This window comes from Cellulomonas sp. P5_C5, assembly GCF_054049655.1.
Window position 1 is genome coordinate 38,592 of the sequence record NZ_JBFULY010000007.1, and the last position, 13,155, is coordinate 51,746.

The following is a 13,155-nucleotide window of genomic DNA, read 5'->3' on the forward strand; positions in this document are numbered from 1 at the left end:
GGTCACCGCCCCGAGCGGACGACGTCGAAGTACCGCGCGAACTCCCCCTCGGTGGAGAGGTGACCGAGCTTGACGAACTCCCGCTGCATCGCGAGCACGAGCCGTTCCATCGTGATGGGGCCACCCTCGTCCGCGGCGGAGAACGCCGCACCGAGCGCCGCGTTGCGGATCACCCCGCCGGTGACCTTGAACTGGCGGGCGAGGAAGTCGAGGTCGAGGTCCTCCACGGGGGCGCTCGGGGGGAACACGAGCTGCCAGATCCGGCGTCGCTGCTCCTCGTCGGGTGCGAGCACGTTGACCGCGACCCCGATGCGGCGCAGGAACGCGTCGTCGATGTTGCGCTGCAGGTTGGTGGCCAGGACCACCAGGCCGTCGAAGGTCTCCAGCCGCTGCAGGAGGTAGGCGACCTCGATGTTGGCGTAGCGGTCGTGGGCGGACGACACCTCGGAGCGCTTGCCGAACAGTGCGTCCGCCTCGTCGAAGAACAGCACCACGTCGCCGGCGCCGGCGGCCGCGAAGATGCGTTCGAGGTTCTTCTCGGTCTCCCCGATGTACTTGCTGACCACGGACGACAGGTCGACCTTGTAGAGGTCGAGGCCGAGCTCGCGCGCGACGACCTCCGCGGCGAGCGTCTTGCCGGTGCCGGACGGCCCCGCGAAGAGCGCGACGACGCCGCTGGACGGGATCGCCGGGAAACCCCACTCGCCGAACACCGTCCGCCGTCGCCGGTATCGCGCCACGAGCTCACGCAGCTGGGACTTCTGCGCGTCGGGCAGCACCAGGTCGTCCCACCCGCGCTGCGCCCGGACGCGCACCGCGAGCCCGTCGAGGTGCCCGCCGGCCAGGCGTCGCAGGTTCGCCTGGATCGCGGCCGGGTCGTCGCCGGCGCCGCCCGCGACCAGCCGGAGCTGTTCACGGGTCAGGCGGGCACCGCCCGAGTCGGCCGAGCCCGTGCGGGCCAGCCAGTCGTCGGGGCCGGCCTCGCCGTCGACGACGTGCACCTCGCGCCAGCGTCGGTCGGGCAGCGCGTCCAGGGGCAGCTCACGCGGTGACGAGAGCGCGAACGTCAGGTGCAGCGCGGCCTCGATGCGCGCCGCGGCGACCAGGTCGGGCGGGCCCGCGACCTCGAGCAGCACCGCGCGGCCGTCGACCGTCGCCTCGCGGACGACCGCCGCCCACTCCGCCGCCGACTGCGGGACGGACGTCACGAGCACCGGCCGGCCCGCGAGCTCGGCTCCCGCCGCCCGTCGCCTGCTCTCGGCGTCGGCGCCGTGCACCAGCAGCAGGGCCGGTGGCGTCGGCCGGCGTCCGCGACCCTTGCCCAGCGCTGCGACACGGCGGGTGCGCGCCGGCAGCTCGGGGTCCGGGGCGTCGACGCCGAGGACGGACCAGACGAGCCGGGGAACCGCACCACACATCCGGATCGCCCACGGCCCGGTGTCCTCGACCGTGACCAGCTCGGCCACCCGCAGCGGCGCGCCGGGTGCGACCGTCGGCGGTCCCGCCGGCCCGAGCACGCGCGCCAGCAGCGCGAGGGTGGGCCGCGGGAGCTGGACCGAGTCCTGCACGTACGCGACGACGCGCTGCCGCTGCGGGTGCAGCTCGACCGCCGTGAGCAGCGCGAGCGTCTCCACGTCGGGCGGGGTCAGCGCGGCGTTGCGGCACGTGCGTGCCAGGGCGTCGCCGCTCTGCGCGCACCACAGCGCGAGCGCGACGCGCGCCTGGACGAGCAGGGGGTCGAACAGGTCCCGCACGGGGGTGGCAGCCTCGGGGCCGGGGCCGTCCAGCCCGGGCAGCGACCGCAGGATCGTGTCGAGGTCGTCGTCGTCGACGTACATGCCCGCGAAGTCCCGTGGTGGCACGCCGGACACCAGGCGGCACAGCGCTGCCTCCCGCTGCAGCACCAGGTCCGCGAAGCGCTCCCAGGGCGTCACCTCACCGTCCTAGCGCACGAGCGAGCGCAGCGGCGCCGGCCGCCGTGGTCACCGCACCGAGTGGTGCGCGATCGGGCAGGCCGCCCGGCGCGATGGCGCGGCGCCCGGGCCCTGTCCGCGGCGACGCGGCGGGCAGAGGCTGGACCACACACGTCGACGGAGGGGAACGCCATGGCCACGCTGAGCAGCATCCGGTCGCCCGGTGTCTACATCCAGGAGCTGCCGGCCGGCTCGCGCCCCATCGAGGGGGTCGGGACGGCCATCGCGGCATTCGTCGGCATCACCGCCGACGGGCCGTACGACCAGGCGATCAAGGTCGCCAACTGGGGTCAGTACACGGCGACCTTCGGCATGTGGGTGGAAGGCGCCTACCTGCCGAACGCCGTCTACCAGTACTTCAACAACGGCGGCGGCTCGGCGTACATCACGCGTATCGGGTCGCTGAGCTCCGACGAGGGTGCTCGTGCCAGCGCCGAGCTGACCAGCGCGCTCAAGGCCGGTCAGGGCGTCTACCGCATCGAGGCGAAGGAGCCCGGTGGGGCCGGTGACACGATCACCGTGACCGTCGAGCCGAAGCACGAGCAGGAGCCGCCGCCCGAGGGCGAGCAGGCACCGCCCGCCGAGGAGGTCTTCACGCTCGTCGTGCAGCGGGGCGACACGGTCGAGCGGTACGAGGGGGTGACCCCGCGCAAGGGCGGCAACAACGTGGTGACCGCGCTGGCGGAGTCGGCGCTCGTGCAGATCAGCGAGCTGGGTGGCTCCTCGATCGTCGAGCGGGTGCCGACGGCGGGACAGCTCGTGCTGTCCGGCGGCGCGTCGCTGCCCGCCCGGCTGACCCCGGACGACTACCTCGGGGACGTCACCGCGCGGTCCGGCATCGCCGGGCTCGAGGCGCTGGACGACGTGACGATCGTCGCGGTCCCGGACCTGGTGGCCGCGTACGAGGCGGGCCAGATCGACGCCGACGGCTTCAAGGCGGTCCAGAGCGCGCTCATCACGCACTGCGAGACGCAGAAGGACCGGGTCGCCATCCTCGACACCCCGCGCGGCCTGAACGCCCAGCAGGTGCTCGAGTGGGTCAAGGAGAAGACGCGCTTCTCGTCGGCGTACGCGACGACGTACTGGCCGTGGCTGTCCTTCTGGGACCCGCTGGCCGGCCGTGCGCGGCTGTTCCCGCCGAGCGGTGCGCTCGCGGGCATCTGGGGTCGCAACGACGACACCCGCGGTGTGCACAAGGCTCCCGCCAACGAGGTGGTCGCCGGTGCGCTGGACGTCGAGCTCAACATCACGCGCGTCGAGCACGACGACCTCAACCCCGCGGGCATCAACGTGATCCGGGCGTTCCCGGGCCGGGGCATCACGGTGTGGGGGGCGCGGACGCTGTCCGACGACACCACCTGGCGGTACATCAACGTGCGGCGGCTCTTCAACTACATCGAGTCGTCGGTGCTGCGCGGGACCCAGTGGGCCGTGTTCGAGCCGAACGACCTCGACCTGTGGCAGCGGATCAAGCGCACCGTCAACGGGTTCCTGCTGGGGCTCTGGCGCGACGGTGCCCTGTTCGGCGCGACGCCCGACCAGGCGTTCTACGTCAAGTGCGACGAGGAGACGAACCCCCCGGACGTCGTGGACGCCGGGTACGTGGTCATCGAGATCGGCATCGCACCCGTGAAGCCGGCCGAGTTCGTCGTGTTCCGGGTGAGCCAGCTGCCGACCGGCGGCGCGGTCCAGGAGTAGTTCCAGGCGCAGGGAAGGGAAGGCACCATGCCCATCGGTGAGGACGCACTCGCGAACTACGCCTGGCAGATCGAGGTCGACGGCATCACGCTCGCCCAGTTCAAGGAGGTCTCGGGCCTGAGCATCGAGGTCTCCGTGATCGAGCACCAGGAGAACAAGCCCAAGGGCATCCCCGTGATGAAGAAGCTGCCCGCGGCCCAGAAGTTCAGCGACATCACGCTCAAGCGCGGCATGACCACCGACAAGGGGTGGTGGGCGTGGGTCAAGGAGGTCCAGGAGGGCAAGATCGACAAGGCCCGCCGGGGTGCCGCGATCGTGCTCTACGACTACGAGCGCGGCGAGAAGATGCGCTTCAACATCACGAACGCCTGGCCGTCGAAGATCAGCATCGGCTCGCTGCAGGCGGGGGGCTCCGAGGTCACGGTGGAAGAGGTCACGCTCGTCCACGAGGGCCTCGCGGTGGCGTGAGGCGTCTGTGAGCACAGTGAGCACCCCCGCGGCCCCCGCAGCCCTCCAGACCGAGTTCAGCTTCGAGTTGCCCATCGGGTACGAGGACGACGAGGGCCGGGTGCACCGCTCGGGGGCGATGCGCCTGGCCCGGGCGCGCGACGAGATCGTCCCGTTGCGCGACCCGCGGGTGCGGGACAACGAGGCGTACCTGACCGTGCTGCTCCTGGCGCGGACCATCACGCACCTCGGGGACATCACCTCGATCACGCCCGCGGTCGTGGAGAACCTCTTCACGCCGGACCTCGCGTTCCTGCAGGACCTGTACCGCCGGATCAACTCCGAAGGGCACACCACCGCGTCGGTGACGTGCCCCTCCTGTCACGAGGAGTTCGCCGTCGACCTGGCGGGTGGTCCGCCGGGGGAATCCTGACGTACGCGACCGCTGACCTGCTGGACGAGGTCGCGTACCTGGCAGCCGTCCTGCACTGGCCCCTCGACACGCTCCTCGATCTGGAGCACCCCGACCGGGCCCACTTCCTGGCGTACGCGCACCGGATCGTCGACGAGGTGGAGGAGGAGCAGTGAGGCGATGGCCGTTCGCTGCGCGGGCCGCCGCGGCTCCCGCTGCCGCACCGCCCGCCGCACCGCCACGGCGCGGGTGGGACGCGGTGCCGCCGCTGGTGCCTCGCGCGCTCACCCTGCAGCCCGTCGCGCGCAGCGCCGACTTCAGCCGCGGGCTGGGCACCCGGCAGGACTCCCCCGTCATCCTGCGGGCGGCCGAGCACGCCCTGACGTCCCACCCCGGCGGGCACGTGGACGGTCTGGTCTCGCACGTCGCCGTCCCCGCCGTGCCCGCTCCGCAGCCGGGCAGCGTCCCGCGCCGGGGCCGGGTCTCCCGCCGACGGCGGTCAGAGGCAGCCGACGAGCCGGGCGCGGCGCGGGCGACCGCGGACGACGACAGCGGCTCGCCGTCCGTCGACGCGGAGCTGCCGCCACCGGCGCTCCCCGTGGTCGCACGCGCGTCGGTCCCGCGTCCGTCCAGCTCCTCTCCCGCTCCGGCGGGTCCGGGTGCGTCGGCAGCACGGTCGTCGGCGAGCTGGCCGTCGCCGGCGGCACGGTCGGTCGCGACGACGTCACCATCGGCACGGTCGGCGTCCGCTGTGTCGGCACCGACATCGCCGACATCAGCCCCGCCGGCAACCGTCGCGCGCTCGGCGGTCCCGTCGTCGGTGCCTGTGCGCCGTGCGTCACCGCCGTCCGCCCCGCCTGCGCAGGCGCCGACGGCCCCGTCGCCCTCCGCGCCTGCGCAGCAGCCGGCGGTCCCGTCGCCCTCCGCGTCTGCGCACCAGCCGGCGGCGCCGTCGCCCGCTGCGTCTGCGTACCAGGCGACGAACCCTCGACCGGCGCCTCCCGACACGGTCGCCGCTCGCACCCTGGACCCCTCGTCCAGCTCGACGCCCCCCACCGCGGCACCGCAGGTCGCCGACGTCCACCGCACCACCCGCACCGGGTCCCCGGACGGCCCGGTCGCGTCGATCCCGCCGTCCGCGGCGCCGGTCGCCCGCCCCCCGGTCGCGATGCCCCCGCTCCCGGACGGCGCGGCCACCGTCTCCCGGACCCCGACCACACCCGCCGGCCCAGGACGGCCCGTCCGCGCGGGACTCCAGCCACCGGTTCGCCGCGCTCTCGACCCGGCGTCCGGCGCCGCACCGCCCGAGCCGTCGAGGCAGGTCGGTCCGGCCACGTCCGCGCCGGGCGTTGCACCCGTGGCCCGCGTAGCGAGCAGCCTGCCCACGCACGCGGTGCTCCCGCCCGCCCACCACACGGCAGCGGTGAGCGAGCCGCGGGTCGACCGGATGCCCGAGCCTGCTGCCTCGTCGGACCACCCGGTCGCGCAGCAGAACCCCGAGTCCCCGTCGGCCGGTCCCGCTCCGCGCTCCGCCGTACCACCGCCCTCGGAGAGCGCGGGTCAGGTGCTTCGCGCCTCGGCACCGCCCCCGCCGGTCCCAGCACGTCCCGTGCATCGCTCGATGGCACCACCCTCGTCCGCACCGGCACGTGCCGTGACCGGCTCCGGCGACCCGAGCCCTGTGCCTCGGTCCACGGCTCCGCTCGCCTCACCGTCGACACGACCGGTGCAGCGCGCGACGGCACCACTCCCGTCCGACGCCGCACCGGCCCCCGTTCCCGTGTGGCGGGCCGCCACGGACCGACCCGCCGGGGCCGTGCGGCGCGTGGTCGCCGATCCGACGAGCGCCACGGCACCGGCCCGGCTCCGACGCTCCCTCGACGCACCCGCCCCGCCGTCCTCCGCAGCACCATCGACCGCCGTCCCGCGTCCGGTCGCCCCAGGAGGTCGGTCCGCCGGGCCTGACCCTGCCGTCGCGCAGACCGCCACCGCCCTCACGCGCACGCCTCGCCCGACCCACTCCCCCGCGCCCACGCAGGCCGGCACCCCCGTCGCACGAGCCGTGGGCCCGGCCGCACCGTCCACCGACGGACCGGTGACGAGGACGACCCCCACACCCGTGCCGCCCGTAGCGCGCCCCGGCGCACCCACCGTCCGCCGCTCGCCCGACGTCACGGATCCGCCGCCCGCAGCGCCTCCGCCCAAGTCCCGCTCGGTCGATGCCATCGTCGCCCGGTCCGCGACGGCGCACCCGACCCCCTCCGCACCACCGGTCACCCCTGCGGGCACCACCTGGGCACCGGGACCGGCCGCCCCCGTGGCGGAGCGGCTCCTCCCGTCCGACCCGCAGGCCGATCGCGTCGCCGGCGTGGCTCGCGCCCTCCCCGTCGCGGCGCCGCCGCGGACCGCCGAACCGGTGGCCGCTCGGTCCGTCGCCCCGCCGCGCTCCGCCGGCCGGGCGCCGCTCGGGCTCGGGTGGCCCCCGGCGGCCCCGGAGGCGGATGCCGCCCCCTCGACCCCGGACCTCGGGGCGGAGAAGATCACCGCCGGCGGCGCCACCCGTGCGGTGCACCGGATTCCCGCGTCGCCCGACCCCGCCCCGGGCACGGCACCCACCGCAGCCGACGCGCCCGACCCGTTCGACGCGGGCGCCGTCGCGGTCGCCGCGGGGATCGCGCGCCGGGTCGACCCGACCGAGGTCCGCTTCGCTGCACCGGGCCACACCCAGGCAGCACCTGTCGCGCGGGCCGCGACCGCGGTGGCGGAGCGGGCGCCCGAGGAGCAGCCGCAGCCCGCGCAGATCGTCGCTGCCGGACCGGCCGCCGCGCCGGCGCAGGACCTGGGCGCGCTCGCGGACGAGCTCTGGGAGCGGCTCGAGCAACGCCTGCGGACCGACCTGATGCTCGAGCGCGAGCGTCGCGGTACCTGGCCGGACGCATGAGGAGGCGACCGAGATGACCATCCAGACCAACCCCGTCAACACGATGCGGTTCGACGTGACGATCGACGGCCTCGAGATCGGCTCGTTCACGGCGATCGAGGGACTGAGCGCGCAGTACGAGGTCAAGACGTACGCCGAGGGTGGCGAGAACGGGTTCGTGCACCGCCTGCCCGGTCGCCTCTCCTACGGCACGATCAAGCTGACCCGCCCGGTGGAGTGGCGCAACGGCAAGCTCGGCGAGTGGTTCCGACAGGTCGCCACGGGACAGGTCGTCGACGAGCACACCGCCGCGATCATGGCGATGAACGACAACCGCGACCTCGTCGTCACGTGGGAGTTCTACGGCGTGTGGCCGGTCAGCTACAAGGGGCCCAGCTTCGCGGCCGAGGGCGGCAAGGTGGCCACCGAGGTGTTCGAGTTCGCCCACAACGGCTGGAAAGAGAAGCCGGCTCCTCCGGTCGGGGCGAAGCTGACATGACCGGCGCAGAGCGGGCACTCGCGGTGCTGGCCGAGGACGGCAACACCAGCAAGAGGCTCGAGTTCCACTTCAACCCGACGACGATCAGCTTCACGCGCGCCGTCCAGTACAACCGCGCCCCGAACCAGGCGAACGACCCGCCGGTGCAGTTCACGGGCGCCGGGCCGACGTCGATGACGCTGCAGGTGTTCCTCGACAAGGTCGGCAAGGGTGACGCGAAGGGGATCCAGCCGGAGATCGACCAGCTGGTGTCGTGGACGACCGTCGCGGACGTGACGCAGCCGGGCAGCGGTCCGCCCAAGCTGATCTTCACGTGGGGCGTGCTGTCGATCAACAAGGAGAAGACGCTCGTCGGCTACCTGGAGAACCTCAAGGTCACCTGCGAGATGTTCGACCGCAACGGCCTGCCGCTGCGCGCCACCATCGACCTCACGCTCAAGTCGGCGGCCGTCGAGCCCAAGGGCACCAACCCGACGTCGGGGTCCGAGTCGTCGCGACGCCGGCACGTGCTGCGCCGCGAGGAGAGCCTGCACTCGGTGGCGCACTCCACGTTCGGGGACGCCGGTGCGTGGCGGGCGATCGCCGAGCTCAACGGCATCGACGACCCGACGCGCCTGCGGCCGGGCCGCGAGCTGCTGCTGCCCGACGTGTCCGAGCTCGCGGCGGGTGCACGATGAGCCCGGTCGCGACGAGCGTCGGCGCGCGGCCCGTGGTCAAGGTCGGGGCCGCGGAGTTGTCCGAGCGGATCGCCGCGGCGCTGCGCACCACCATCGTCGACACCGACGCCGACGGCCCGGACTCGTGCCGGCTGGTCATCGACGACCCGACGCGCGAGCTGCTGGCGGACAGCGACCTCGACCTCGCGGCCGAGCTGACGATCACGGCGGGCCGCGTCGGGGAGAACTCGGGCGACCAGCTGTTCGACGGCGTCGTCTACGCGATCGGCTTCGACTACGACGACCGCGGCGGCTACACCACCGTGACCGCGTACGACCGTTCCTACGGCCTCTACAACGGCCTGCACACCACGAGCTTCCAGAACATGACCGACGGGGACATCGCCAAGCAGATCGCCCGGGACGTGGGCCTGACGGCGGGCGACGTCGCGACCACCACCGTGCTGCACGAGCACGTGTCGCAGGTGAACGAGACCCACATCGAGTTCCTCGAGCGGCGCGGCCGGGAGGTCGGCTGCGTCGTCGTGGTGACCGGCTCGACGCTGCACTTCCGGCCACCCACCCCGGCGGCCGACGCTCCGGCGCCCGGCGCCTACGACTCCGCGGACCGCCTGCAGCTGGTGCCCGGCAAGAACCTGCAGCGCCTGACCGTCCGGGTCACCGCCGCGCAGCAGGTGTCCCAGGTCGAGGTCCGGGGCTGGGACACGTCGACCAAGCAGGCACTCGTCGCCACCACGGACGCGCGCACCGGGACCGCGAGCCTGCGGGACACGCCCGCGTCGGTCGCCGGGCTGTTCGGCAACCCGCGCGGGGTCACGGTCGACCTCCCGCTGGGCCAGCAGGCGGAGTGCGACGCCGTGGCCGCGGCGCGCGCCGAGCACCTGGGCAGCACCAACGTCTTCGCGGAGGGGGTCGCGGACGGCGACCCGCACCTCGTCGCGGGCGCCGCCGTGAGCCTCGGCCAGACGGGCGGCCGGTTCGACGGCAAGGTCACGCTCACCCGCGCCAAGCACGTCTGGGACGACCGCAGCTACCGCACGTACTTCACCGCGAGCGGCTCGCACGACCGCTCGGTGCTGGGTCTCGTGCGCGGGGCCGGCCAGCAGCGGACGGGGCCGGGCGGCCTGGTCGTGGCCCTGGTGACCAACGCGACCGACCCGGAGAAGCGCTGCCGCGTCAAGGTGAAGTTCCCGTGGCTCGACGAGGACTACGAGACGGACTGGGTGCGGGTCCTGCAGCTCGGCGCGGGCGCGGACCGCGGGCTGCAGCTGCTGCCCGAGGTCGACGACGAGGTGCTCGTCGGCTTCGAGCACGGCGACAGCCGCCGCCCGTACGTCCTGGGCGGTCTCTACAACGGGGTCGACGCCCCGCCGAACGACGACGCCGTCGGGTCGGACGGTGCGGTCGCCACGCGGGTGTGGCGCAGCCGCAGCGGCCACGAGCTGCTCATGTCCGACAAGGCCGGCGAGGAGACCCTGGAGCTGCGCACCGGCGACGACAAGGCGAGCGTCGTCCTGGCCACCTCGGACGGCTCGATCACCATCACCGCCGAGGGCGACGTGAAGGTGGACGCCAAGGGCAACGCCGAGGTGACCACGCAGGGCGACCTCAAGGTCGAGGCGCAGGGCTCCGCGACGATCAAGGGCTCCTCGGGCCTGACGCTCGAGAGCAGCAGCACGGTCACGATCAAGGGTTCGACGATCAAGCTCAACTGAGGAGGCATCTGGTGGGTGCGCCAGCAGTCGTCATGGGCGACAAGGTGATGGGGATGTGCGTCGGGCACCTCGTCCCGTCCCCCGTGGGTGCCCCCATGCCCGCGCCTGCGCCGCTGCCGATCTCCGCGCCGCTGACGATGGGCCTGTCGACGACGGTCCTGATCGGTGGCAAGCCCGCCGCGGTCAAGGACAGCAGCGGCTACAACGTGCCGCCGCACGTCGGCCTGCACCCGAGCGACCCCAAGCTCGTCCCGACCACGCAGGAGGCCAAGGTCATGGTCGGCAGCAGCACGGTGCAGTTCGACGGGAAGGCCGCGGCGTACACGGGGTGCACGGTGACGGCCTGCATCGCCCCGACCGCCGCGGTCGTCGGCACCGGGGCCACCGTCCTGGTCGGGTCATGAGCGCACGGGAGGAGGAGCGATGAGCGACGCGAACAGCTTCGTCGGGGCCGGGTGGCACTGGCCTCTGACCACCGACCAGACCGGTGCGGTGGCGCTGGTGCGCGGCACCACCGAGCTCGAGCAGGCGATGTACCTGGTGCTGGCGACCAACCCCGGCGAGCGTCCGATGCGGCCGGAGTTCGGTGCGCGCCTGCGCCAGTTCGTGTTCGCGTCGGGCGACGCCACGACCGCAGGCCTCATCGCCGCCGAGGTGCAGAGCGCGCTCGCCCGGTGGGAGCCGCGCGTGACCGTCGAGCAGGTCGACATCACGACGGACGCCGACGACCCGGCGACGCTGTGGATCGACATCGGCTACACCGTGCGGTCCACCAACGACCGCCGCAACCTCGTCTTCCCGTTCTACGTGATCCCCGCCGACCGGTCCGAGGTGCGCGCATGACGCTGCCCACGCCCCGCCTGGACGACCGGACGTTCCAGGAGCTCGTCGACGAGGCGAAGCGGAACCTGCAGCTGCGCTGCCCGGAGTGGACCAACCACAACGTCTCCGACCCGGGCATCACGCTCATCGAGACGTTCGCCTGGATGACGGACATCCTGCTGTACCGCGTGAACCGGGTCCCCGACCGCCTGTACGTGAAGTTCCTCGAGCTGGTCGGCGTGCGGCTGTTCCCGCCGCACGCGGCCCGCACGGAGATCTCGTTCCGGCTGTCGTCCCACCACGACGACGTCGTCCGGATCCCCGCCGGGACGGCGGTCTCGACGCGCCGGTCCATCTCCCAGGAGTCCCTGGGCTTCACGACGCTGCACGCGCTCGACATCCCGCCGTCGGCGTCGCGCACCGTGCTCACGATCAGCGCCGACGGCGACAGCGCGGACCGCACGGGTGTGCTCGGCCTCGGCGACGGGTTCCCCGCGTTCAGCCCGACGCCGGTCGTGGACGACGCGCTCTACCTGGGGCTGGACCAGCCGGCCCGGTCGTCGCTCCTGCTGGTCCAGGCGGTCTGCTCCCTGGGCGGCTACGGCATCGACCCGCGTCGCCCGCCGCTGGTCTGGGAGGCCTGGACGCCGTCGGGGTGGGAGCCGTGCGAGGTCGAGCGGGACGACACGCTGGGGCTCAACGTCTCCGGCGCCATCGAGCTGCACGTGCCGGACGGGCACGACGAGTCGGTGGTCGCCGGCGTCGAGGCGGCCTGGATCCGCTGCCGCGTCGTCAAGGCCGCCCGGCAGTACCGCTCCTCCCCGCTGATGGTGTCCGTCACGGCCGCGACGATCGGCGGCGACGTCGAGGCGACCAACGCCGAGCAGGTCCGCGACGAGGCGCTCGGCACGTCCGACGGCACGGCGGGCCAGGTCCTGCACCTGGCCTACGCACCGGTCGTCCTGGACCGCGACGAACCCCTCGTGCTGGAGGTCGGTGTGCCGCCGGAGGACGGCATCGGACCGGCGACGTGGGAGGAGTGGTCGACCGTCGAGAGCTTCGGGGCCAGCTCCCCGAGGGACCGGCACGTCACGGTGGACCCGACGACCGGGGAGATCCGGTTCGGGCCCTCCGTCCGGCTGGAGGACGGCTCCGAGCGGCGGTTCGGGGCGATCCCCGCACGGGGTGCCGCGCTGCGGGTGCGCGGCTACCGCACCGGCGGGGGCGCCCGGGGGAACGTCGCCGCGCGGAGCATCTCCGTCCTGCGCTCGTCGATCCCCTACGTGGCCGCCGTGTACAACCGCCGTGCGGCCGCGGGTGGGGTGGACGGCGAGGACGTCGACAACGCCCGCACCCGGGGGCCGCTGGAGCTGCGGGGTCGAGGACGGGCCGTGACGGTCGAGGACTACGTCGCCGTCGTGCACGAGGCCGCCCCCGAGCTGGCGCGTGTCCACTGCGTGCCGGTGACGGACGGGCCGGACGCCGGCTCGGTGCGCATCCTCGCGATCCCGGGCGCCCCCGGCCAGGACGGCCGCATCTCGCTGCGCGACCTCCAGCTCCCCGACGGTGCTCGCGAGCGCGTCCTGGGTGCGCTGGACGCCTCCCGCGTCGTGGGGGTGCGACTGAGCGTCGAGCCGCCCAGCTACGTCGGTATCCGGGTCGACGCCCGGGTGCGGGCCCGCCCCGAGGCCGATCCCGCCCAGGTGGAGCGCGACGCGCTCGCGGCCCTCTACCGCTACTTCCACCCGCTGGCCGGCGGCCCCGACGGCACCGGGTGGCCGCTCGGCCGGCCGGTGCAGCCGGGCGAGGTGCACGGGGTCCTCGGCCGGGTCTCCGGGCTCGACTACGTGGAGGACGTCGTGCTGTTCCGGGCCAACCCGCTGGACCGGTCGATCTCGGCGCCGCAGGACCGGGTCGATCTCGGTGACACGCACGTGGTGCTGAGCGTCGAGCACAGCATCGTCGTCGAGGGCGGTGCCGGGTGAGGGGCGG

At 73.8% G+C, this 13,155-nt stretch carries 11 protein-coding genes; 10 read left to right on the top strand and 1 reads right to left on the bottom strand.

Features of this window, described 5'->3' with window-relative positions; translation table 11 throughout:
- Positions 1–2 precede the first annotated feature (2 nt).
- Positions 3–1,934 (bottom strand): ATP-binding protein, encoded by a 1,932-nt coding sequence (locus ACXJKF_RS08335; RefSeq protein WP_456787271.1) that lies wholly within the window; start codon positions 1,932–1,934, stop codon positions 3–5.
- A 171-nt stretch (positions 1,935–2,105) separates the two neighbouring features.
- Here ACXJKF_RS08335 and ACXJKF_RS08340 point away from each other — a divergent pair, with 171 nt between their 5' ends.
- From ACXJKF_RS08340 to ACXJKF_RS08385, 10 genes are all read left to right on the top strand, one after another.
- Positions 2,106–3,671, top strand: coding sequence for a phage tail sheath family protein (locus ACXJKF_RS08340; RefSeq protein WP_456787272.1), 1,566 nt, complete (start codon positions 2,106–2,108; stop codon positions 3,669–3,671).
- 27 nt (positions 3,672–3,698) lie between these two features.
- Complete coding sequence (locus ACXJKF_RS08345; protein WP_055914089.1) at positions 3,699–4,139, top strand: phage tail protein; 441 nt, start codon at positions 3,699–3,701, stop codon at positions 4,137–4,139.
- Positions 4,140–4,146: 7 nt separating this feature from the next.
- Positions 4,147–4,551 carry a hypothetical protein gene (locus ACXJKF_RS08350; protein WP_456787273.1) on the top strand — a complete coding sequence of 135 codons (405 nt, stop codon included), beginning with the start codon at positions 4,147–4,149 and terminating at the stop codon, positions 4,549–4,551.
- A gap of 2,074 nt (positions 4,552–6,625) precedes the next feature.
- Complete coding sequence (locus tag ACXJKF_RS08355) at positions 6,626–7,471, top strand: hypothetical protein (protein WP_456787274.1); 846 nt, start codon at positions 6,626–6,628, stop codon at positions 7,469–7,471.
- Between the two features lie 13 nt (positions 7,472–7,484).
- The gene (locus ACXJKF_RS08360; RefSeq protein WP_456787275.1) at positions 7,485–7,949 is read left to right on the top strand and encodes a phage tail protein; all 465 of its coding nucleotides are present in this window, start codon (positions 7,485–7,487) and stop codon (positions 7,947–7,949) included.
- Positions 7,946–8,626, top strand: coding sequence for a CIS tube protein (locus ACXJKF_RS08365; RefSeq protein ID WP_456787276.1), 681 nt, complete (start codon positions 7,946–7,948; stop codon positions 8,624–8,626). Before ACXJKF_RS08360 ends, ACXJKF_RS08365 begins: the two co-directional genes overlap by 4 nt.
- Positions 8,623–10,341, top strand: coding sequence for a VgrG-related protein (locus ACXJKF_RS08370; RefSeq protein ID WP_456787277.1), 1,719 nt, complete (start codon positions 8,623–8,625; stop codon positions 10,339–10,341). The genes ACXJKF_RS08365 and ACXJKF_RS08370 overlap by 4 nt, the downstream gene beginning before the upstream one ends.
- 11 nt (positions 10,342–10,352) lie before the next feature.
- Positions 10,353–10,745 (top strand): PAAR domain-containing protein, encoded by a 393-nt coding sequence (locus ACXJKF_RS08375; RefSeq protein ID WP_456787278.1) that lies wholly within the window; start codon positions 10,353–10,355, stop codon positions 10,743–10,745.
- A gap of 19 nt (positions 10,746–10,764) precedes the next feature.
- A complete protein-coding gene (locus ACXJKF_RS08380; RefSeq protein WP_456787279.1) occupies positions 10,765–11,184 on the top strand; it encodes a GPW/gp25 family protein in 420 nt (139 codons plus the stop codon).
- Positions 11,181–13,148 (top strand): putative baseplate assembly protein, encoded by a 1,968-nt coding sequence (locus ACXJKF_RS08385; protein WP_456787280.1) that lies wholly within the window; start codon positions 11,181–11,183, stop codon positions 13,146–13,148. The genes ACXJKF_RS08380 and ACXJKF_RS08385 overlap by 4 nt, the downstream gene beginning before the upstream one ends.
- Positions 13,149–13,155: the final 7 nt, after the last annotated feature.